Origin of the sequence: Bacillus sp. AF23, assembly GCF_020861455.1 — a bacterium.
Lineage (GTDB): Bacteria > Bacillota > Bacilli > Bacillales > Bacillaceae > Bacillus > Bacillus halotolerans.
Genome location: NZ_JAJHVY010000030.1, coordinates 68,307 through 88,701 on the forward strand (window position 1 = coordinate 68,307; position 20,395 = coordinate 88,701).

Sequence of the window (20,395 nt, forward strand, 5' to 3'; positions counted from 1 at the left end):
GAGTTCCGTCTTTGACGGAACTCTTTTTTATTTGTTCACAATCCGCATATACTCCCTGGGCCCAAACGGCCTGTCCTTAGATTCCGCCTCACTCATTTTAGTTGACAGGTGGTGCTCCAATAAATACAGTTCCCAATCATCATTGTCTGCCACACGGGCACGGCCGTCATATTGATTCAGCATGAATGCCCCTGCACATATCGAGCAGAATAAACCTGAGCACATAAGGACCTTTCTCTTCACCATGATCAGCTCCTTACATACAGCTTGATCAGGAGCGATTTTAAATATACAAATGACCTGATTTTTGTTAAACTTATTTTAAGGTCAAAAGAACTTGTAAAATTCATTCGCGGCAGGTTGAAGCATGGCGGCTTCCAAAAAAGTGCGATATAATTTGGACTGGGTCGTTTGACCGTATATTCTAATGATTTATACATAGAACAGGTTTCAATTAAAGAAAAGGAGGTCTTGTCTTTGCAGCTCTTACATTTTGCTATTTTATCGCCTTTTGTATTTGCTTTTATCATTCCCTTTCTGGCAAAATACGCAAAAAGAGTGCATACGGGCTGGTTTGTTCTGATCCTGCCCGTCTTGCTGTTTATATACTTTCTTCCAATGATCAGAATGACTCAGTCGGGAGAAACATTACGATCGGTATTGGAGTGGATTCCTTCATTAGGCATTAACTTTACCGTTTATGTAGACGGTCTCGGACTGCTATTCGCCTTACTGATAACGGGGATCGGCTCGTTGGTCACTCTTTACAGTATTTTTTATTTATCGAAAGAAAAAGAACAGCTTGGGCCTTTTTATGTCTATTTATTAATGTTCATGGGGGCTATGCTCGGTGTTGTTCTTGTTGACAACGTCATGGTCCTCTACATGTTTTGGGAGCTTACCAGCCTTTCGTCCTTTTTGCTGATCGGATATTGGTACAAGCGTGAAAAATCTCGCTACGGCGCCGCAAAATCGCTCTTGATTACGGTAAGCGGCGGACTGTGTATGCTGGGAGGATTCATTCTCCTTTATCTGATCACAGATTCATTCAGTATCAGAGAAATGATCAATCAGGTTCAGTTGATTGCCGGCCATGATCTATTTATTCCGGCGATGATTTTGATTTTACTAGGCGCATTTACAAAGTCCGCCCAGTTTCCTTTTTACATTTGGCTGCCTGACGCCATGGAAGCGCCGACGCCTGTCAGCGCGTATCTCCATTCAGCCACGATGGTCAAAGCGGGAATTTATGTGATTGCAAGATTCAGCCCTATTTTCGCCTTTTCAGCTCAGTGGTTTTGGATTGTTTCTCTCGTCGGGATTTTCACCATGGTTTGGGGTTCATTCCATGCCGTCAAACAAACCGACTTAAAATCCATTTTGGCGTTTTCAACCGTCAGCCAGCTCGGCATGATCATCTCGATGCTTGGTGTCAGCGCTGCAGCCCTGCATTACGGCCATACAGAATATTACACAGTTGCCGCCATGGCTGCCATTTTCCATCTCATCAACCATGCTACCTTTAAAGGAAGCTTGTTTATGGCAGTCGGCATCATTGATCATGAAACAGGCACGCGGGACGTCAGAAAGCTCGGCGGACTGATGGCGATCATGCCGATTACATTTACGATTTCCTTGATTGGCACATTTTCAATGGCTGGTCTCCCGCCGTTTAACGGATTTTTGAGTAAAGAAATGTTTTTCACCAGCATGCTTCGTGTGACACATGTCGATTTGTTCAACGTCCAGACGTGGGGAGCGCTGTTCCCTGTCCTCGCTTGGGCAGGAAGTGTGTTTACATTTATCTACAGCATGAAACTGCTGTTTAAAACATTTAAAGGCAATTATCAGCCTGAAAAACTCGAAAAACAGGCTCATGAAGCGCCGATTGGAATGCTCGTATCACCTGTCATTCTTATTGCGCTCGCTGTCAGTCTCTTCTTTTTCCCGAATATATTGTCCTACAGCTTGATAGAGCCTGCGATGAATTCAATCTATCCGACACTGCTGGACAGCCATGAGAAGTTTCATGTTCATATTTCGCAGTGGCACGGGTTTACAGCCGAAGTTCTGATGACACTGGGCATTATCGCTGTCGGTACGATCGGATACTTGACGATAAACAAGTGGAAAGGGATCTATAAGCTGTTTCCATCGAAACTCACGCTCAATCGGTTATACGAGAAGCTCCTGACCATCATGGAAAAAGGCTCTTATCGAGTGACAAAACAATATATGACCGGATTTTTGCGGGATTATCTTCTGTATATCTTCGCTGGATTTATCATTCTGATGAGCGGGGCTCTCGTTTTGAAAGGCGGATTTTCCTTTACAACTGAGGGTATGGCGAAAATCGGCATATACGAAATGATTCTGACACTTGTCATGATCAGCGCGACAGCGGCGACTGTATTCGCCCGATCCAGACTGACGGCAATTATTTCACTTGGTGTTGTCGGTTATACGCTTGCATTGTTTTTTGTTATTTTCAGAGCGCCCGATTTGGCTTTGACCCAGCTGGTCATTGAGACGATTTCCGTCGCCCTGTTTCTGCTTTGTTTTTATCATTTGCCGAAACTGCGGCTGAAAAAGAAAACGAGAACATTCCGAATGACAAACTTTATCATTGCTTTAGGAGTCGGCATTATTGTCACCCTGCTCGGTATTGCATCCTCAAGCCAGCGGACAAAAGACAGTATCGCCTCCTTCTTTACAAAGCACAGCCACGATCTTGGCGGAGGAGATAATGTCGTCAATGTCATTCTCGTTGATTTCAGGGGCTTTGATACAATGTTTGAAATTACGGTATTAACGATTGCCGCTCTCGGCATTTACAGCATGATTAAAACAAAAGTAAAAGAGGAGGGGAAAAGCGGTGAATGAACAAAAAACAAATGACTTGATTCTTCAAACCGTGACAAAGCTTGTATCATTTATCATTTTGCTTTTCTCTTTCTATTTATTTTTATCGGGGCATAACGCCCCTGGAGGAGGCTTTGTCGGCGGACTGATCACGTCCTCTTCCATCGTTCTATTGCTCTTGGCTTATGATTTAAAAACCGTGCGTTCCATTTTGCCGGTTAATTTCATTTACGTCGCGGGAGCCGGTCTTCTGCTCGCTGTCTTAACAGGAGTTGGCTCCTTTGTCTTCGGGGCGCCCTTCTTAACCCACACATTCGGTTACTTTCATCTGCCGATTTTAGGGAAAACGGAGCTTGCCACGGCGACGCTTTTTGATTTAGGTGTTTATCTTGTTGTCGTAGGCATTACGATGACCATTATTCAAACGATTGGAGAGGAAGAATAATGGAAATCTTAATGGCTGTTACAGCCGGTATTATTTTTATGGCTGCTACGTATTTGCTGCTGTCTAAAAGCCTGCTTCGGGTCATTATCGGAACAGCGCTTTTGAGCCACGGCGTTCATTTAATGCTTTTAACTATGGGAGGATTAAAAGAAGGCGCCGCTCCGATTTTGAGCGAGCATGCCAAGTCATTTGTCGATCCGCTTCCGCAAGCCCTGATTTTGACGGCTATTGTCATTTCATTTGGAGTTACATCCTTCATCCTCGTCATGGCGTTTCGGGCCTATCAGGAATTGAAATCGGACGATATGGATCAAATGAGGGGAAATGATCAACATGAATAATTTTGTTATATTGCCAATTCTGATCCCGCTCCTGTCCGCCATTCTGCTGATTTTCATGAACAAACACATCATGCTCATGCGGATCTTCAGCACTGCGGCATCCGTACTCGGGATTGTGATCAGCGTTTTACTCGTACAGACTGTTTTTACAAACGGCATTCAGACACTGAGTTTGGGCGGCTGGAGAGCCCCCTACGGAATTGTGCTTGTTGCAGATCAATTTGCCAGCCTGCTTGTTCTCACCACAGCAGTCATCGGCTTATTGGTTGTGCTTTATTCTTTCCGTTCTATCGGTGAAAAACGGGAACGTGCCTTTTATTACTCCGGCGTGCAGTTTTTGCTGGCTGGTGTAAGCGGAGCGTTTTTAACAGGCGATTTATTTAATATGTACGTATTTTTCGAGCTTCTGCTTATTGCTTCTTATATGCTGATTGTATTAGGCGGCACAAAAATTCAGCTGCGGGAGTCGCTTAAATACATTGTGTTTAATATCGTGTCATCAGCATTGTTTGTCATCGGCGTCGGCTTTTTATACGCGGTGACCGGCACATTAAACATGGCGGATTTAAGTGTGAGAATCAGCGAATCCGGACAAACTGGGCTGATTACTGTAATCGGTGTCCTGTTACTCATCGTGTTTGGTATGAAGGGCGGGATCTTCCCCCTCTACTTTTGGCTTCCCGGCTCTTATTACGCGCCGCCGGCAGCCATCTCCGCATTGTTCGGCGCATTGCTGACCAAGGTCGGATTATATGCGATCACAAGAGTGTTCACACTGATTTTCATTCATGATACAGCGTTTACCCACCAGCTGATGATATGGCTCGCGGCTCTCACTGTCATCTTCGGTGTCATCGGTTCACTTGCCTATCAGAATGTCATGAAAATCGTGATCTATAATATTATTACCGCTGTCGGCGTTATTTTGTTCGGTGTTGCAGTTCAAACGCCCGCATCCATTCAAGGTGCGATTTACTACCTGATTCACGACATGCTGATTAAAGGCGCATTATTTATGCTAGCAGGCACGCTGATCGCTTTGACAGGCACAGCAAGCCTGCAACGAATGGGCGGGCTGATCAAGCGATACCCCGTTCTTGGATGGATGTTCTTCATGTCGGCTGTATCTCTTGCCGGCATCCCGCCTCTCAGCGGATTTGTAGGCAAATTTAAAATTGCAGAAGGCGGCTTCGCTGAAGGTGAATTTACGATTTCCATGCTGATCCTGCTTTCAAGCCTGCTCGTCCTGTATTCCGTGTTAAGAATCTTTATCCATGCGTTTTGGGGCGAAGAAAAAGAAACACCAAAGCAAAATCTTAGAACAGCTAAAGGGCTTCTATATCCGGCAGCTATTTTTCTCTTCCTGTCTCTTCTCTTCGGATTAGGTACAGAATGGGTGTCACCGTACGTTGATCAAGCGGCCGAGACTTTGCTGAATCCGGAAAAATATATTGAAGCTGTTTTGAAGGAGTAGATCGCATGGCATTTCAAATTTTATTAAATGTGTTTCTCGCTTTTTGCTGGATGTTCCTGAGCAATGACGCAAGCGCTGCCGGATTCATCACAGGCTTTATCCTGGGAATGATCTCTCTCTTCTTCTTCCGGCGCTTCCTTGCTCATCCGTTTTATCTATGGAAAATGTTTTCGATTATCAAACTTTTTTTGATCTTTATAAGGGAATTATACCTTGCCAACGTCAGTGTGCTGAAAACAGTCCTGTCACCAAAACTGGATATCAAACCAGGCATATTCGCATTTAAAACAGAGCTGACAAAGGATTGGGAAATCACCCTGCTTTCACTGCTTATTACATTAACGCCGGGAACATTGGTCATGGATATTTCCGATGACCGGACCATTCTCTATATTCACGCGATGGATATTGAGGATGCGGAAAAAGCGATTTTTGATATTCGTGAGTCATTTGAAAAAGCCATACAGGAGGTGAGCCGCTGATGTTTACGTTAATCCTTCAAATCGCGCTCGGCATTATGGCGGTGTCCACCCTGTTGTATGTCGTTCGTGTCATCAAAGGGCCGACTGTTCCTGACCGGGTTGTGGCTCTGGATGCAATCGGCATTAATCTGATAGCGATGACAGCGCTTGTCTCCATCCTGCTGAATACGAGTATTTTTCTTGATATCATATTATTGCTGGGTATTTTGTCTTTTATCGGAACCATTGCGTTTTCTAAGTTCTTAGAGAAAGGAGAGATTATCGAAAATGATCGTGATCGCTAAAATAGCAGTGGCGATATTTATCCTAATGGGGGCGCTAATCTGTCTTGCGGCTTCCTTCGGGACGCTTCGCCTTCCCGATATGTACACACGCTCTCACGCTGCTTCTAAAGGCTCAACGTTAGGGGTAAATATGATTTTGCTCGGTGTCTTCTTCTTTTTGTGGTTTATAACAGGAGAGATATCAGCAAAAATTCTGCTCGGGATTTTCTTTATCTTTATTACGACGCCGGTCGGGGGACACTTGATCTGCCGAGCTGCGTACAACTCTGGCGTCAAGCTGGATGAAAGAAGTGTACAGGATGACTATAACGGCATCAGAAACTTTGTGATTAAACGAAAAGAGGATTCTTACCTATAAAAATGAGCAGCCGGACAGGCAGAGTTCCGGCTGTTTTTTTATTTTGTGATGACAGCCAGCGTGCATCTGGATATACAGATCAGCCTCTCTTGCTCGTCATAAATGTGAATCTGATACACAATGGTCGTTCTGCCTTTATGAACGGGCTCGGCTACCGCCTTTACCGTTCCTTCCTTGACAGATTTCAGATGATTGGCGTTAATCTCCAAACCGACACAAGCTTGTGTACGAGAATCGATTAGATGCTGGGCACCCACGCTCGCCGCAGTTTCCGCAAGAGCGACTGAAGCGCCTCCATGCAAATAACCAAAGGGCTGGACGGTCCGGTGATCCACCGGCATCACTGCCACGCAGCGTTCCGCTGTGCTTTCTACTATTTCAATTCCCAGCGCGCCAAGCAATGTATGTTTCATATCCATAGTTTTAACTCCCTTATTTAAAGCACACCGTCTGATTTTGCAATCAACACCGCTTCCGTCCTGGAACCGACATTAAGCTTGTTGAAAATCGACGTCAGGCTGTATTCGATGGACCGCTTGCTTAAATGAAGCGCATCTGCAATTTCTTGGTTGGTAAAACCTTTTTCAACTTCTTGAAGAATCAGGCATTCTCTTGGTGTGAGCACATCTTGTTCTTTTTGAGAGGAAGGGGCCGGCTTTGTTTTTTGCTGAGTCATCAGCTGTTTAAAGTAAGCGAAATCGACTAAAATGTCTCCGTTGAGCACGTGATATATGTATTGGGTGATCTTTTCCTTTGATTCGGTTTTGCTGATGGCGCCGTGCAGACCCGCACGAATTGCTTCCTCAAAATAATCCTCGACCTCATAACCGGTATATACGATAATTTTACAATGAGGATTCTCTTGTAAAATCTGTTTAGAAAGCTCCATCCCATTGACATCGCCGCCTAAGTTCAAATCCATTAAGATGAGATCATATGATGAGAAATCATGCTGGTGTATGAACTGTTCGCTGGGTTCAGGACTGAGACAATCAACAGACAAATTCGAATCCGTTTCCAAAATTGTCTTGGTGCCTTCCATGACAGCCGGATGGTCATCAATCACTAGTATCTTTTTCATGTTTTCCTCCCTTTTACTCACTCATTTCCATTTTATAAAAAAGACTTGGCTTCTGCCAAGTCGTTTACGTTATAAAACCATTACAATTCCATTTCAATATCGGCCTTAAAGCCCTTTCCTTCACTTGTTTCGATTCGGAGGCGTCCATCTAAAGCCCTGACTCGCTCCTTAATGCCAGAAAGACCCATACTCATGGAATGTTCGTTATTTTTCTCCAGATCAAATCCGACACCATCATCCTCATAATGAAGAACAATTTTGTTCTGAATACTGATCAGCATGATAAGCACTTCCGTCGCCTGAGAATGTTTCACTGCATTTGATAAAAACTCTTGAATGATCCGGTACAAATTCAGCTGCGAATCCAAATCAAGCGACGCCGTAAATCTGCCGGTATTTAAACGGATATGAAACGGAACCCGCTCCTGCTGCTGCGCTACCAGCTTGGACAGCGCCTTCACCAGTCCCAAATCATACAAAAGCTGCGGCCGCAATTCATGACACGTCTCCCTCGTCATCGAAATCACATCAGACATCTGCTCATTCATCTGTACGAGCTTGTCCTGCACCTCTTCACGGCATGGATCATCATCCTTCTTAAACTCAGCCAAAAACAGCTCACACTGCCGTTTTAATGATATCAAATCCTGAAGAACCGAATCGTGGAGATCGCGGGCGAGATCAGAACGTTGTTTTTCTTCGATGGTGTACATGAGTTTTTTGAGCCAGACGGGGTTAGCATCTTCCCTTTTTAAAGCTTGTAAATGATCCATAAGTTCTTCAATTTGTACAACGTTTTCCATGGATACACTAGTATAAAACGATAATGTTTTCAGCCATGAAACTTCATCTCTTGTCAACCTCGGTGTGTTGATACTAGATAAACAAAGCAATACATAAGAACTTGTACCTTTTTCCCCTACCTTGATCAAAAACCCTTGATTAACCTCAACAATTTTCCCTATTTCTTTAGTGACGTTTTCAAATTCTGTTTTATATAGCTTCCAATTGGGTTCAACACTCTGTTTGTCAAAGTATATAATTTCTCTATCAGAACCAACTTCAAAGGTGTATGCTTTACTTACGGGTAGAACTTCTAGTATTGTTGTTTTTAAGTTCTTAAATACTTGATCTAAAGCTGATACACCTTTAATTAATTGCGTATATTTAAAAATACTGTCTTGATAATTATATTTTTCCGAAAATCGTTTTAACCGAAATTTATAGTCTAATAATTCTTTAATATAAAAGACCGACAGAAAAATTATGAACGTACATAACGTAATTAAGATGACATTAAAATCCGCTCTTTTACTATCGAATACAATTGACAACCAAACTATACCAATTGTCGGAATGATGGACAAGAAACTATAATATCTAATTCTTCCTAAGATAAAGTCAATATCATAAATTTTATTTACAACGAATTGATAAACCAATGCTAATGGGATAATAATTAAGAACGGCGCAGTCACTATTGCTGAATAAATATATTGCCCAAATAAAACTTCCGGCAAGATATATAAGACCGAAAAAGGAAAAAAAGCAACAGTATTCGAAATCAATAATACCTTCAATAAATAGTAATGATCCTTTTTTCTATAAATTATCCCATAATAGATTATACAAAAATAAACAACTGTAATCTCTATTAAGAATGTTACTAAGTTTATATTACTAATATTCGTAGTAATCCCCGATGGAAGATATTTCTCAGTGAACTCTATTATTACATTAATGATTGGTAGCATGTATAACATGTTCACGGTATAACGTGATGAAAATTTGATGCTTAATTCTTTGAAATATTGATATAGAAAATGCAAATACAAGACAGGTACATTTAAAAAGGTAAAAAGATTAATATATCTATTTATTTCATATCCTCTAGTAACGCCTCCAGCACTTAAATATGCTATCGATATAAACAGCAAAAAATTAATCAAAATATAAGCCGAGTACGTATTTTTCACTCGATTGACCCTATAAATATAAAAAGCACATAACAGACTCAAAGCAAAAAATATACAAGGGATAATATAAATGAAAAAGCTATAAGAATTATTTAAAGAGATATACTCCATATTATGTAATTGAATTTCATGATTATCCCTTTTAACTTTTAAATGTTCAGCTTTTGCTAAATAATTTCTTTTAATATTTTCGCTTGTAGGTTTCTTCCCACTTACTTCGAGTATTAAGTCGCCTTCTTTTAATCCCATATATTTTCCATATGTGGATTTTGTCATTTTTTCAACTTTTAACTCATGATTGGCTGTTTCAGAAACATAAGTACCAACTAAAATACCATTCTGAGTGAAATAAACAATATAAGCAAAATATAAGAGACTAAATAATACTAGCACTATAGAAAAATTTCTTTTAAAGTTTTTCAATAGACCACTTCTCTCTGAATTATTGCTCCCAGAAAATACCCTTGCATTTCTTTGAGAGAGTCATTTTTTTATTGAAAATATCTACAATTGAAGGGATTAGTTTATCTGGAATTCCTATTAAGCTTGCCTCTCCATTTTCTAATTTAGTTAAAACTTGAGGATTCTTCATTAAGTAATCAATCATATCTTGTTTCATAGGTATACCTCTCTTTATAACTTTATATTTATGTTTAATTGATTCATGCTTGCTGTGATTTCTTCCTCATAAAACTTAATCAACATAGATACATATTGATTAAGCCCCGCTTCAAATAATAATTCATCAAATTTAGAGCGATCAGCTATAAGACTATGATAACTTGGTTGGGAATTTATTAATTTTAATATCTTTTCAGAAGCCTCATTAAATTTGCGGTTTAAAAATAAATAAATTAAAGTCTTTCTTTTCTTTCTTATGTCGCTACGCTGATCATTAACTAAACCATAATAGTCATTTTCCAATTGCTTTATTATTCCTATTTTATAAGCATAATCCTCAATAGTTTGATTAAACTCTCCATTTGCAAGCATGGCAGCTAAAACGGCAGACATAGCTGTAAGAGAACCTGATTTTTGTTTCATCATTTGAATGCATTCTTCTTCTGTCTCTGGAAAGTTAATTAAATCGTCATGTTGCCCCTGCATAGCATTTAAAGCATATTTTAAAGTGAGCCGCTGATATTCAGCCTTATCGCTAATAGAACAAATGGTTTCTAACCCTAAGGTATAAAGGGTAGTTGCAGCATTTAGAGAGAGAGAAGAATCTATTTCCATCCATTTTTTTTCAAAGTTGTCCTCATCCTCTAAATCATCAAATATATCGAAGGATATGATTAAAAGCTCAATTCCTCCAGCCAACGTTAAAATATGCAAATAACTGTTACCTCTTAATGCTACGTAATGCTTATAAGCCAGGATACCAAAAGAAAAGTGGTTTTTCTCATCGATAAAGTTGATTAAATACTTTTTCAAATCCAAATTTCGAATTTTTTCGTGTACAATCTCCTTCATCTTTTTTTTAATCGAAATTTCATCTAAACACATTTCCTTACTAATATTCTTCACCCTCCCATTCCATTTTACTAAATGGGACATTTAAAGGACAGCAGGTTTTTCGTTTTTTAACAATCATATAATACTTTATCCATTTATTGTACGGGAAGAACGAAAAAAAAGACTTGTTTCCAAGTCTTTTTTACGAAATTTTCATTGCGTATGTGTATTTATCGAGCTGATCAATGCTTTTGTTAATGTTTCGTAATGAATCTGTCGTTTCTTTAATATCAAGTTCGAGTCGGAATAATAATTGTTTTACTTCTTCAAGTTTCTTTTCCATCGTTTCCACACTCCTTTTTTTGAAAGATCAATGAATTGTGTATGGTGAACGAGTCCTAGGTATTTGATCTGTTACTAATAGTGTATCTGGTTTCGGCTTATTTTTCACCGAAAAGTATACAAAAAGATCCTGCGTGACACCGCAAATATCAATAGGTCCTTATACTCAAAGGAATCACAATAAGAACGGGACTATTTTTCTATGGGGAAAAACGGTGATTTCGGATGAAATTGAGAAAGATTCTTAATTTCCTTGATTTTATTGTGTTTATCTGTTTCACAATGTAAGACTATAGTCCCCCTTGCCGCTTTTTCAAAATTCAATATGCGATTCTTGGCGTATCGTGACCGACAAACACCGAAAAGACCGCAACGCAAAGTTGTGGCCTTTTCGCTTAGTCATATCCGGCACCTGAGTGATCTATATATATAGACATATCCCCTTTTTGCGAGGTGCTTCCATGAGATACCCTTATCCTTGGTTTTACATCTATCCGTACGCCATACGCCGTCCGCCCGCTCCTGCCGCCAATACAGAGATCTTTATCCGTTCCGCAAAGGATGCCGCTGGGCTGCTCGCTGATGCTCAGCTTGTGCTTAGGCGCATTGCGGGGTCACAGGAGCTTTCGCGCCGCCTCATGACCGCAGCGGAACAGTCAGATAAACAAACAGTAAAGCGCCTGATCAAACAGACTGGCGTCCGGCATGATGTTGATTCGGTCTTTAATCCCGATGGCATATACATCAGCCTGATCAGCATGCAAAGCCGAATCATCCTGGCGTTGCGGTGGTCAGAAGACCGCAATTACTTTTCGCCCATGAGCTTATGACACCACTCCAAGGCTTCCAAATAACAGTCGTACGCTTCTTCCTTGTCCAATTCTTTTGCTAATTCTCCGCAAGAGTCCCAATTGTTGGTTTCGATTAACTTCACAAGCTCAAGCATTTGGTAATAGTCATTTTGATGACCTAATAACGCTTGACCGACTTCATCTATTAAAGGCAATTCTTGAATAATCTCTTCTATTTCTCTGTGCAAAAGGGTGTCTATGAGAGAAAACATCCCGATCAGCATATACGAGGCCGGCTGCGGGCGCGCTGTTTTTCTTGCCAACAGTTCACATAGCTTTGCTCTCATTAAAGAAATTTTTATGATTTCGTGTTTGCTCGAATTCCCTTTTCTGCTTAAATCCTTAAAGGAAAGAATGTATATCCACCGTTTGATTTCGTTAAACCCAAGAAGCATGATAGCCTGCTTAATGCTGTCGATCTTTTGGGTTAAACGGCTATGAGAAGAGTTTAAGAATTTTAAAATTTGATATGACAGCGATAAATCACGTTCTATGTACTCAGTTACACGCTGGATGTTAGGCTGCTCTTTGCTTAATTCGTTGAGCAATTCATAGTAAGAATAAAAATGGGTCGACAGATCATGGCCGCTGATGATGCGCGGTTCGCTGAAAAAGTAGCCTTGGAATAACTGAAAGCCATCTTGCGCCGCTTGTTCATATTCTTTGCGTGTTTCTACTTTCTCAGCTAAAAAAATCAGGCCGCAATAGCTGTAGGTTTGCAAAATGTTTCGGCGTTCCATTCGGGTGGTTTTAAGAAAATCAACTTTCAATATATCAATATAGCTCATGAGCTTTTCCAATAATTTTTCATTTTTCGGGTTAATCGCGTAAAAATCATCGAGTGCCAGCGTATACCCCATTTTTTTCAGCTCTCTGCACCTTGAGACGAGAGCCGGAGTGATCGGTATATCTTCAAGGATTTCAATCACTAGCTGTTTTGGATTGAAGGAGGTGGGGAGATCCGAAAACATCAGGCTTTCAGTGAAATTGACAAAACAGCGTTTTCCTTCCGTCAGCTTCTCGATTCCGATGTTTAAAAAGCTGTTAATCACCAAATCTGTTGTAGCCTGATCGCCGTCTGCAGCGGAATACACATTCTCTTCGCTCTCTCTATATAAAAGTTCATAAGCGACAACCTGTTCTTTTCTGTTAAATATAGGCTGTCTTGCAACAAACACCCTCATTGACTTATCCTCCTTACAAAACACGCGGCTTTCCACCCTAAGTATATCAAAAAATTTGACGAAATTTGTCTAAACATGAAAAATATTATTCCCACAAAAAAACTGGCCTCTTCGCGAACGAAAGGCCAGTTTGCTTTATTCTTCGAGCTCTTCTTCAAGTCTGCTTTTCACTTCATGGATCCGCTGCATTTTGTTGCTCCAGCAGTCCTCGCTTAAATCAACCGGGTATTCTTCAGGTTTGCTGATTCTCTTATATTCCTCCCACAGAAGGCTGAGGTTGTCTTGTACATATTGCTGAATGTCAGAAATCTCAGGGTTCTGGTAGCATAGGATGCCTTTTTCAAAAATCAGTTCGTGAAGATCCTTCGCATAGAAATTCGTGACGAATTTGCTGATGAAGGTATGAACCGGGTGAAACATTCTCAGCCGCTTCTGGTCATTCACCTGCTCGTCATAAAGCGCAATGTAATCTCCTTCAGAATGATGATTTAACTGATTAATAATCCGGTACACTTTCTTTCTGCCAGGTGTCGTCACTTTGTCAGGGTTGGATGAAATTTTGATCGTGTCGACCATTTCTCCGTTTTCTTCGATGGAGACGAGCTTATAAACCGCGCCGAGAGCCGGCTGGTCATAGGCTGTAATCAACTTCGTGCCGACACCCCAGACATCTATGCGGGCTCCCTGAGCCTTTAAATTCATAATGGTATGCTCATCCAGGTCGCTTGACGCAATGACTTTCGCGTCTGTAAACCCTGCTTCATCAAGCATTTTCCGGGCTTTTTTTGACAGGTAAGCCAAATCGCCGCTATCCAGGCGGATGCCAATGAAGTTGATGCGGTCTCCGAATTCCTTGGCAACTTTAATCGCATTCGGCATGCCTGAACGAAGCGTATCATACGTGTCGACTAAGAAGACGCAATCCTTATGCGTTTCCGCGTATTTTTTGAACGCTGTATATTCATCGCGGTAGGCCTGCACAAGGGCATGGGCATGTGTGCCTGATACCGGGATATTAAAGCGCTTTCCAGCTCTTACATTGCTTGTCGCGCTGAAGCCGCCGATTAACGCTGCTCTCGCTCCCCACATAGCCGCATCCATTTCATGCGCCCGTCTTGTTCCGAATTCAAGTGCAATTTCATCGCCAATGACGCCCTTGATGCGCGCTGCTTTTGTCGCGATTAATGTTTGGTAATTCACAATGTTAAGCAAAGCTGTTTCAATAAGCTGCGCTTCTACAAGGGGAGCTTCCACCCTCATAATCGGCTCATTGTTAAAAACCAGCTCTCCTTCTTTCATGGAATAAAGAGAACCTGTAAAAGATAAACCGCTCAAATAATCAATAAAATCTTCATGGTAGCCAAGCTCATCTCGTAAATAAGTCAGGTCACTATCGGTAAACTTGAAGTTTTCCAGATATTCAATGGCTTTTTCCAAGCCCGCAAAAACCGCATAGCCATTCTCAAACGGAAGCTTTCTGAAAAAAAGCTCAAAAATCGCTTTCTTTTCATGAATGCCGTCTCTCCAGTAAGTTTCCGCCATATTGATTTGATAAAGGTCTGTATGTAATGACAGGCTGTCATCTTTAAAACCGTACTCTAACACTGTTTTTCCCCTTCCTTACTCTGCCACTTGCGCTCCGATGCTATTTGCAAAATGGGAAAGAGCCCACGTATGACCCTCCTGATTAAAGCTGGCAACAGCCTGTTTATGCACAACAATCCGGAAACCTTTGTTGTATGCATCAACCGCTGTATGCAAGACACAGATATCTGTGCAGACGCCGGCTAAATGCAGCTCGTCAATCTGCCGCTCTCTGAGTTTCAGTTCTAAATCAGTACCCGCAAAAGCAGAATATCTCGTTTTTTCCATGTAATATACATTATGATCATGTGCATGTTTCTGATATAGAGGCAAAAGCTTTCCGTACAGGTCTTTTCCTTCCGTACCCTTAATATTATGCGGCGGGAACAGACGGGTTTCAGGGTGATACTGATCCCCTTCATTGTGAGAATCTACTGCAAATACGACGTAATCACCGTTTGTGATAAAGTGTTCTGTCAAATTGACGATCGCCTCTTCAATCATTCTGCCGGGCTCCCCGCAGGTCAATTTTCCATCACTCGCCACAAAATCATTCGTATAATCAATACAAATAAGTGCTTTTTTCATAGCCGGCCTCCCCGCCATCAGTATGAGAACATTATATCTTATCTCCCGTTGTAAGGGAATTGCCATGAATAAAAAGACAAACGGTCCGTTTGTCTCTAAGATTTCAGCACCGACCGGTTAAAAATGTCGTCCTGAATATATATAGATTCATGATTTACCGCACTGTCCGCTGCAATGACAAGGCCTAAAGGCGTATGAAACTGAAGGTCAGATACGACTTTAAAAGGCACTCCGTTTTGGTTCGCCATTTTTACATAAGGTGAATAAGACTGATACTGAAGCTCTCCATTGATAAGAAGAGATATATTTTTATTGCGTTTAAACGCTTGCTCCGCTTCGTCATACGGTTTGCTTCTGAGCACCTGCCCTTTCGTCAGTGCCAAAAGCACTCTTTCCCGCAATGAGCCTAAAAACAAATGGCGCTCGTCAGGTTTTGTTTCCAGCGGCCCGTACATTCCTTGCTGCAAATAGAGATCCAGCGTTTCATCACTCAAAAGCTCGTCCTCCCGTCTTGTTTGTCTTCATTATCGCCTGATCCTGCGGGGGCTAAACTTTCAAGGGCTGTTACATTTCCGTTACCCAGTGAATGATTTTTTTTGCCAGCTCACCAGCAGGCTCGTCCGCTGTATGCCGGCGCAAAGAAGCCTCCAGCCGTTCAGGCAGCGATGTTTTTTCTTCCTCGTATGAAATAATCGTGCTCCACTCCAGCTGCGGAACGGCTACTAGCGTATGCAGCTCTTTTCTGTTTTCATGCAGATATACATCAGTGATCATTCCTGTTTGTGTGCTGATATTTGCTTTTCTGATTTTCATAACATGACCTCGCTAACTAAAAGACTATCCATATTATACAATAAAAAAGCAACAGCCTCTCTAGAAAAGGCTGTTACCAGTTAAACGAAACGGTATCATCAATGATATCGGCATCGTTTAAAATTGTTTTACTATATTCGTTATTGATCTTCACAAAATCCCCCAGCTGAAATGTGCCAGACCCAGCACCTGTGTGATCGACGCTTTTCGGCGCAATCGCAAACACATCTCCAAAGCTGGCCGCAGCATCACCTGATATAGACATAATATATATCGGCCCTACAATCGCAGGCATTTCCCCACCTCCGCACTGATTTACAGCATCATATGCGGAAAGGAGCCAATGGTGCCCGCCTATTCAGCGGGACGTTCGTTTTCTTCAAGGCGTGACCGCTGGCGCAGCTTGATCAGCCGCACGATATTCAGGAAAAACGCTTTGACTACCGCATACACCGGCACAGCTAAAATCATGCCGAGAATGCCGCCGAAGCTTCCTGCTCCAATCAACAGCAAAATGATGGTAAGCGGGTGCGTATTCAAACGTTTTCCGATAACGAGCGGAGAAAGCAGATTTCCGTCGAGCTGCTGAACGATCACAACCACAATGATCGCAAAAAGCGCTTTGGCCGGTGAATCCATAAAGCCGATAATAACAGCCGGCGCAGCGCCGAGAAAAGGCCCGACATAAGGAATGATATTTGTAATGGCCATGACAATTCCAAGAATCAGCGCATATGGCAGCCCGGTAATCAAGTATCCGATAAAGCACGCTGTCCCTACAAAAAGACAGATTAACAGCTGTCCCTGAAAATACGCAGCGAGTGTGTCGGATAAATCTTTAAAGATCTTTAGACCTTCTGTCCGGTAAGAAGCCGGAAGAATTTTGACTGCCAGGTGCGGAAAGCGGTGTCCATCCTTCAGCATATAAAAGAGGATAAACGGAACAGTGATAATGACAAGTGTGATATTTGTCACGACACCAAACACCGCCGATAAACTGGATGTAATATTTTGCGGCAGGTTTTGGAGAAAGCTTGTCAGAGACTGTTCAATTTTTGATATGGATACATAATCCTGTGTCATCATCCAGGTAAACCACTGAGAGTGAGATAAATCTTTTGTTAATGCCTGAATCTGTTTTATATATTCAGGAAGATTGTTAAACAGCCCGGTTACCTGCGATGTAATGACAGGCCCGACTGCCGCAGAAACAAAGGCTAGCAAACCGATAAATGCTAAATAGATGAGCAGAATCGATAATGTCCGCGGCATTTTTTTCTCAAGCAGTCGGACGACCGGATTAAAAATAAAATACAGAATTCCGGCGATCAGCATCGGGAAAAACAATGTCGAGATAAACACGATAAACGGCTGAAACACAAATGAAACTTTTGTTGCTACGAAAATAATCAGCAAAACAAATAAAATTTGCAATGTCCAAAAATGGACTTTTGATTTCAACAAGCTTGTTCCTCCTAGTTTTTCTTTGTCTATCAGATAAAAGACTTGCACCCCATCATTGTAACAAAAATGAACTGATATCAGAACTCTTAATCAGCGAACGGACTGTTGATTATGCAGGCTGTGACATACGGCAGGGACGCCGCACTGATTTATGTACTTGTGGACTAGCTTAACGTTTAGAATTTATCCTGCTTGATGTGAATCAAAACGATAGAATGACCGAGAGGCAGCGGCGCTGTGCTCCGTTTGCCGGGAAGCCCCGTTTATATGTAAAGGTTGCGGGCGGGTATCACTTCGGTTGTTGTTTACGCTTTATTTCAGATAACCGCTTATGACGGGGCGTTTTTACAGCGCTTAACTGAAAAATAGGACGTCCCGGTGTACGCCTATTTTTCAAGCGCAAGCACTGTTACACCCGTTCACTGTAATCTGGCGTGACGGAAATCATGTGCTGGATACTGATTAAAAAAACAGAATTTCGGGCTGCTTCAATGATGATGTGGTCCGGTTTTACATCAATCAGTCTGCCTCTGACCGTGTCTCGTACTGTCTGGATAATGAATTTTGAGCCAATGAGCTTTTTGATGGTCTGATAGACATAAGGATCGACTAATGAGACCAGTTGAGGACTACCTTTGTTGGCCATACTTCAATCCCCTTTATATGTTTTATCTCAGCTTATGCCACGGTTAAGGATAATGACACAGGCTTACCGGATAACACCAGGGGATGCGGAGACGATTGGGGAGTGTGATTCACGCGGGTGTAAGGAAATGGTGATGAAACGGAGACAGCGAAGAAAGCGGACGCTGTTCCGAATACAGGCGGGACCTATACAGGCTTTTTTATAGAAGACTGGGCTTGGTCGATTAATCGGTCCAGTTTTTCTATTTTTTTCAGTGCGGTTGCTTCGTCAATTTGTCGGTAATGATGGTGGCCGCCAGGTTCTTCATCAAGTTCGTCCGCTTTTTTGACAATCTGCTGCAGCGTATTTTTATCGAGTTCACCTTCAGGCAGATAGGAATCGGTATGAAGCAAAATGGCAAGGGCAATCTCCTTCGCCGCTTTCGGTTCTTCACCAAGACGAATCAAGAGCTTATGCGCCCGTTCCGCCCCTTTAATGGCATGGATGTCATTTCTTCTGTATTTCTCATAATCCCATTTTCCGTCTGTATACCATTCATAATGTCCGATGTCATGCAGCAATGCCGCTTTTGCGGCTAAATCAGGGCTGATATCAGCCTTTACAGACAGCCTGTATGCATGATAGGCGCAGGCAATCGCATGAGCCACGCCGGAACGCTGTAAATATTTTTGTGCAATTGGATGGGTAAAGACATCCATTAATGTAACCTTTCTCATGGAAACCCCTCCTTTAGATATTTTTAGAATCCTAACATAATTTGCAGAGAAACTCAATTCTTATGTCATATCATTTTTGTTTACTTTTCATGTTTGTTATACCCTAAAAGCAGAGTTTCAGTCAGTATATGCAGCCGAACTCCGGAATGCTTAAGCTATCGCCTTTTTATATAAAAAAAGAGCAGATTCACTCTGCTCTACAAAAACTCTTTAATATCATATATGCGCCCGTTTTCCGCGCCTTTCTCTAATAAAGAAAGCAGCGTGCCGGCAATAAAGGCCGGACTGCGAAGGCTTCCTGTTTCATTCAATTTCCGGAACCGCTCGATATCGTGGAAATCCTTTTTCGATGATGAACGGATGACGGCCTGCATGTCAGTGTCCATGACACCCGGTGAGAAAGAAATCATGTTCACCGGCCGTTCTTCGTCTTCCTGTTCAAATCCGAACGTTCTCGTAAACATATCAAGCCCGGCTTTTGAGCTGCAATACGCGCTCCACCCCTTGTATGGGTTTTTGGCCGCGCCAGAGGTAATATTGACGATTGTTTTTCTTCCGCTGAAAGCGGCAAACTGTTTGGTAAACAGCTGGCTCAAGAGCACGGGCGCTGTCAGATTAAGCTGATAATGGCGCTGCAGCTCTTCAAGAGACGCTTCTCCAGCGCGTTTGATCGGCGTTACCATTCCAGCATTATTGATCAGTGTGATGGCTGAATAATCAGCCGGATTGATGGATGAAAGCACTGTTTTGAATTGCTGCTCAGCCTCTGTGAGATTGATCAGGTCGATCTGGTGCTGTGTCAGTTTCTCATGAGAAACATCTGTTGTTGTTCTGGACAGGGCATGTACTTCATGGCCTTTTTCCAGAGCCTGTAATGCAATGGCTTTCCCTAGTCCTTTTGACGCTCCGGTGATGATATAAAGTTCCATTGGAAACCTCCTCCTTCCGTTCTTATTGTACGGACCGCTTTTATGCAAAACAAGCGCGGGCGCTTATGCCTTTTTATTTTCCTGCACGATAACCTTTGGTATGAGAAAAACAATGCCTGCGATCCCGAGCAGAATCAGCACGATATAGATGATCGGAAGCAGGAGTGAAGATGAACCTTTTTCTTTCATTTCCGTTGATGACGCTTTTGTGATCGGTTTCTCGGCAAATGTAATCCCCAGCTGTTTAGATTGAGCCGCGATGGTGTTGGAGCCCTCGGCATCTGTTGATGTAAACAAATCCTTTATCAGCTCGGCGTCCCGATCCTTCGGCTTATCAAAGGTAATATCCTTTTGCTCCTCAGGCAGTTCTGTTTTCTCCTCATAGGAAGAATCTTCATGCAAATAATTCGTATCGATTTCAATGTCTTTCTTTTCATATTGGTTTGGCGCGACATCCGTATTTTCTTCGGTTTCGGCAGCAGCGGCAGAGGGTATGAAAAGGGAAAAGGAGAGCATACAT

The 20,395-nt window shown here is 42.1% G+C and carries 26 protein-coding genes; 8 read left to right on the forward strand and 18 right to left on the reverse strand.

All coding sequences use genetic code 11. The features are described 5' to 3' along the window. Positions 1–27: 27 nt before the first annotated feature. Positions 28–243 (reverse strand): hypothetical protein, encoded by a 216-nt coding sequence (locus LNN34_RS16145; protein WP_099043587.1) that lies wholly within the window; start codon positions 241–243, stop codon positions 28–30. Between the two features lie 234 nt (positions 244–477). On the opposite strand from LNN34_RS16145, the gene LNN34_RS16150 reads away from it, so the two are divergent. The 7 genes from LNN34_RS16150 to mnhG are packed head-to-tail and all read left to right on the forward strand — an operon-like array spanning position 478 to position 6,246. After that, on the forward strand, positions 478–2,883 hold the full coding sequence (locus tag LNN34_RS16150; RefSeq protein WP_069486984.1) for a Na+/H+ antiporter subunit A: 2,406 nt from the start codon (positions 478–480) through the stop codon (positions 2,881–2,883). Further along, complete coding sequence (locus tag LNN34_RS16155) at positions 2,876–3,307, forward strand: Na(+)/H(+) antiporter subunit B (protein ID WP_024122673.1); 432 nt, start codon at positions 2,876–2,878, stop codon at positions 3,305–3,307. Before LNN34_RS16150 ends, LNN34_RS16155 begins: the two co-directional genes overlap by 8 nt. Beyond that, positions 3,307–3,648, forward strand: coding sequence for a Na(+)/H(+) antiporter subunit C (locus tag LNN34_RS16160; protein ID WP_044158938.1), 342 nt, complete (start codon positions 3,307–3,309; stop codon positions 3,646–3,648). Before LNN34_RS16155 ends, LNN34_RS16160 begins: the two co-directional genes overlap by 1 nt. Next, positions 3,641–5,122, forward strand: coding sequence for a Na+/H+ antiporter subunit D (locus tag LNN34_RS16165; protein WP_069486983.1), 1,482 nt, complete (start codon positions 3,641–3,643; stop codon positions 5,120–5,122). Before LNN34_RS16160 ends, LNN34_RS16165 begins: the two co-directional genes overlap by 8 nt. A 5-nt stretch (positions 5,123–5,127) precedes the next feature. After that, positions 5,128–5,604 carry a Na+/H+ antiporter subunit E gene (locus LNN34_RS16170; protein ID WP_044158941.1) on the forward strand — a complete coding sequence of 159 codons (477 nt, stop codon included), beginning with the start codon at positions 5,128–5,130 and terminating at the stop codon, positions 5,602–5,604. Beyond that, positions 5,604–5,888: a Na(+)/H(+) antiporter subunit F1 gene (locus tag LNN34_RS16175; protein WP_024122677.1), complete on the forward strand. Its 285-nt coding sequence runs from the start codon at positions 5,604–5,606 to the stop codon at positions 5,886–5,888. The genes LNN34_RS16170 and LNN34_RS16175 overlap by 1 nt, the downstream gene beginning before the upstream one ends. After that, on the forward strand, positions 5,872–6,246 hold the full coding sequence (gene mnhG, locus LNN34_RS16180; RefSeq protein ID WP_059292644.1) for a monovalent cation/H(+) antiporter subunit G: 375 nt from the start codon (positions 5,872–5,874) through the stop codon (positions 6,244–6,246). Before LNN34_RS16175 ends, mnhG begins: the two co-directional genes overlap by 17 nt. Before the next feature lie 38 nt (positions 6,247–6,284). Here the strand turns inward: mnhG and LNN34_RS16185 are convergent, their stop codons facing one another. The 6 genes from LNN34_RS16185 to degQ form a co-directional block, all read right to left on the reverse strand. Then, positions 6,285–6,665 carry a hotdog fold thioesterase gene (locus LNN34_RS16185; protein WP_044158943.1) on the reverse strand — a complete coding sequence of 127 codons (381 nt, stop codon included), beginning with the start codon at positions 6,663–6,665 and terminating at the stop codon, positions 6,285–6,287. 17 nt (positions 6,666–6,682) lie between these two features. Then, positions 6,683–7,327 carry a two-component system response regulator ComA gene (comA, locus tag LNN34_RS16190; protein WP_024122680.1) on the reverse strand — a complete coding sequence of 215 codons (645 nt, stop codon included), beginning with the start codon at positions 7,325–7,327 and terminating at the stop codon, positions 6,683–6,685. Between the two features lie 80 nt (positions 7,328–7,407). Continuing rightward, positions 7,408–9,726, reverse strand: a complete 2,319-nt coding sequence (locus tag LNN34_RS16195) for a sensor histidine kinase (protein ID WP_069486981.1) — start codon at positions 9,724–9,726, stop codon at positions 7,408–7,410. Positions 9,727–9,745: 19 nt separating this feature from the next. Then, positions 9,746–9,922, reverse strand: coding sequence for a competence pheromone ComX (gene comX, locus LNN34_RS16200; protein WP_041906074.1), 177 nt, complete (start codon positions 9,920–9,922; stop codon positions 9,746–9,748). A 14-nt stretch (positions 9,923–9,936) separates the two neighbouring features. Beyond that, positions 9,937–10,830 carry a polyprenyl synthetase family protein gene (locus tag LNN34_RS16205; protein ID WP_306481639.1) on the reverse strand — a complete coding sequence of 298 codons (894 nt, stop codon included), beginning with the start codon at positions 10,828–10,830 and terminating at the stop codon, positions 9,937–9,939. A gap of 130 nt (positions 10,831–10,960) precedes the next feature. Beyond that, complete coding sequence (gene degQ / locus LNN34_RS16210) at positions 10,961–11,101, reverse strand: degradation enzyme regulation protein DegQ (RefSeq protein ID WP_024122683.1); 141 nt, start codon at positions 11,099–11,101, stop codon at positions 10,961–10,963. Positions 11,102–11,561: 460 nt separating this feature from the next. Between degQ and LNN34_RS16215 the strand changes: the two genes are divergently transcribed. Then, positions 11,562–11,930 (forward strand): hypothetical protein, encoded by a 369-nt coding sequence (locus LNN34_RS16215; RefSeq protein ID WP_044158947.1) that lies wholly within the window; start codon positions 11,562–11,564, stop codon positions 11,928–11,930. On the opposite strand, the gene LNN34_RS16220 is transcribed toward LNN34_RS16215, so the two are convergent. The 11 genes from LNN34_RS16220 to essA all read right to left on the reverse strand — a co-directional run bounded on the left by LNN34_RS16220 (position 11,906) and on the right by essA (position 20,391). Further along, on the reverse strand, positions 11,906–13,135 hold the full coding sequence (locus LNN34_RS16220; protein WP_059334756.1) for an EAL and HDOD domain-containing protein: 1,230 nt from the start codon (positions 13,133–13,135) through the stop codon (positions 11,906–11,908). The genes LNN34_RS16215 and LNN34_RS16220 overlap by 25 nt on opposite strands. A gap of 135 nt (positions 13,136–13,270) precedes the next feature. Continuing rightward, entirely contained in the window at positions 13,271–14,740 is a 1,470-nt protein-coding gene (locus LNN34_RS16225) for a nicotinate phosphoribosyltransferase (RefSeq protein WP_024122686.1), read from the reverse strand. 15 nt (positions 14,741–14,755) lie between these two features. Beyond that, positions 14,756–15,307 carry a cysteine hydrolase family protein gene (locus LNN34_RS16230; protein ID WP_044158950.1) on the reverse strand — a complete coding sequence of 184 codons (552 nt, stop codon included), beginning with the start codon at positions 15,305–15,307 and terminating at the stop codon, positions 14,756–14,758. A gap of 95 nt (positions 15,308–15,402) precedes the next feature. Continuing rightward, complete coding sequence (locus tag LNN34_RS16235) at positions 15,403–15,801, reverse strand: YueI family protein (protein ID WP_059334761.1); 399 nt, start codon at positions 15,799–15,801, stop codon at positions 15,403–15,405. 70 nt (positions 15,802–15,871) lie between these two features. After that, positions 15,872–16,120: a YueH family protein gene (locus LNN34_RS16240; RefSeq protein ID WP_069486980.1), complete on the reverse strand. Its 249-nt coding sequence runs from the start codon at positions 16,118–16,120 to the stop codon at positions 15,872–15,874. A gap of 73 nt (positions 16,121–16,193) precedes the next feature. Next, the gene (locus LNN34_RS16245) at positions 16,194–16,415 is read right to left on the reverse strand and encodes a spore germination protein (protein WP_069486979.1); all 222 of its coding nucleotides are present in this window, start codon (positions 16,413–16,415) and stop codon (positions 16,194–16,196) included. Positions 16,416–16,474: 59 nt separating this feature from the next. Continuing rightward, a complete protein-coding gene (locus LNN34_RS16250; protein WP_059292639.1) occupies positions 16,475–17,584 on the reverse strand; it encodes an AI-2E family transporter in 1,110 nt (369 codons plus the stop codon). 409 nt (positions 17,585–17,993) lie between these two features. Further along, positions 17,994–18,230, reverse strand: coding sequence for a YuzF family protein (locus tag LNN34_RS16255; RefSeq protein WP_069486978.1), 237 nt, complete (start codon positions 18,228–18,230; stop codon positions 17,994–17,996). A gap of 185 nt (positions 18,231–18,415) precedes the next feature. Further along, on the reverse strand, positions 18,416–18,946 hold the full coding sequence (locus tag LNN34_RS16260; RefSeq protein WP_044158955.1) for an HD domain-containing protein: 531 nt from the start codon (positions 18,944–18,946) through the stop codon (positions 18,416–18,418). Positions 18,947–19,143: 197 nt separating this feature from the next. After that, positions 19,144–19,875, reverse strand: a complete 732-nt coding sequence (locus tag LNN34_RS16265) for a (S)-benzoin forming benzil reductase (RefSeq protein ID WP_059292637.1) — start codon at positions 19,873–19,875, stop codon at positions 19,144–19,146. A gap of 63 nt (positions 19,876–19,938) precedes the next feature. Continuing rightward, entirely contained in the window at positions 19,939–20,391 is a 453-nt protein-coding gene (gene essA / locus LNN34_RS16270) for a type VII secretion protein EssA (RefSeq protein WP_082687825.1), read from the reverse strand. Positions 20,392–20,395 lie beyond the last annotated feature (4 nt).

What these genes read in the sequence shown, in the direction of transcription:
- LNN34_RS16160 (WP_044158938.1), top strand. Translation starts at nt 3,307, where the DNA reads ATGGAAATCTTAATGGCTGTTACAGCCGGTATTATTTTTATGGCTGCT.
- LNN34_RS16165 (WP_069486983.1), top strand. Translation starts at nt 3,641, where the DNA reads ATGAATAATTTTGTTATATTGCCAATTCTGATCCCGCTCCTGTCCGCC.
- LNN34_RS16170 (WP_044158941.1), top strand. Translation starts at nt 5,128, where the DNA reads ATGGCATTTCAAATTTTATTAAATGTGTTTCTCGCTTTTTGCTGGATG.
- LNN34_RS16175 (WP_024122677.1), top strand. Translation starts at nt 5,604, where the DNA reads ATGTTTACGTTAATCCTTCAAATCGCGCTCGGCATTATGGCGGTGTCC.
- mnhG (WP_059292644.1), top strand. Translation starts at nt 5,872, where the DNA reads ATGATCGTGATCGCTAAAATAGCAGTGGCGATATTTATCCTAATGGGG.
- LNN34_RS16185 (WP_044158943.1), bottom strand. Translation starts at nt 6,665, where the DNA reads ATGGATATGAAACATACATTGCTTGGCGCGCTGGGAATTGAAATAGTA.
- comA (WP_024122680.1), bottom strand. Translation starts at nt 7,327, where the DNA reads ATGAAAAAGATACTAGTGATTGATGACCATCCGGCTGTCATGGAAGGC.
- comX (WP_041906074.1), bottom strand. Translation starts at nt 9,922, where the DNA reads ATGAAACAAGATATGATTGATTACTTAATGAAGAATCCTCAAGTTTTA.
- degQ (WP_024122683.1), bottom strand. Translation starts at nt 11,101, where the DNA reads ATGGAAAAGAAACTTGAAGAAGTAAAACAATTATTATTCCGACTCGAA.
- LNN34_RS16215 (WP_044158947.1), top strand. Translation starts at nt 11,562, where the DNA reads ATGAGATACCCTTATCCTTGGTTTTACATCTATCCGTACGCCATACGC.
- LNN34_RS16220 (WP_059334756.1), bottom strand. Translation starts at nt 13,135, where the DNA reads ATGAGGGTGTTTGTTGCAAGACAGCCTATATTTAACAGAAAAGAACAG.
- LNN34_RS16230 (WP_044158950.1), bottom strand. Translation starts at nt 15,307, where the DNA reads ATGAAAAAAGCACTTATTTGTATTGATTATACGAATGATTTTGTGGCG.
- LNN34_RS16240 (WP_069486980.1), bottom strand. Translation starts at nt 16,120, where the DNA reads ATGAAAATCAGAAAAGCAAATATCAGCACACAAACAGGAATGATCACT.
- LNN34_RS16245 (WP_069486979.1), bottom strand. Translation starts at nt 16,415, where the DNA reads ATGCCTGCGATTGTAGGGCCGATATATATTATGTCTATATCAGGTGAT.
- LNN34_RS16255 (WP_069486978.1), bottom strand. Translation starts at nt 18,230, where the DNA reads ATGGCCAACAAAGGTAGTCCTCAACTGGTCTCATTAGTCGATCCTTAT.
- LNN34_RS16260 (WP_044158955.1), bottom strand. Translation starts at nt 18,946, where the DNA reads ATGAGAAAGGTTACATTAATGGATGTCTTTACCCATCCAATTGCACAA.
- LNN34_RS16265 (WP_059292637.1), bottom strand. Translation starts at nt 19,875, where the DNA reads ATGGAACTTTATATCATCACCGGAGCGTCAAAAGGACTAGGGAAAGCC.
- essA (WP_082687825.1), bottom strand. Translation starts at nt 20,391, where the DNA reads ATGCTCTCCTTTTCCCTTTTCATACCCTCTGCCGCTGCTGCCGAAACC.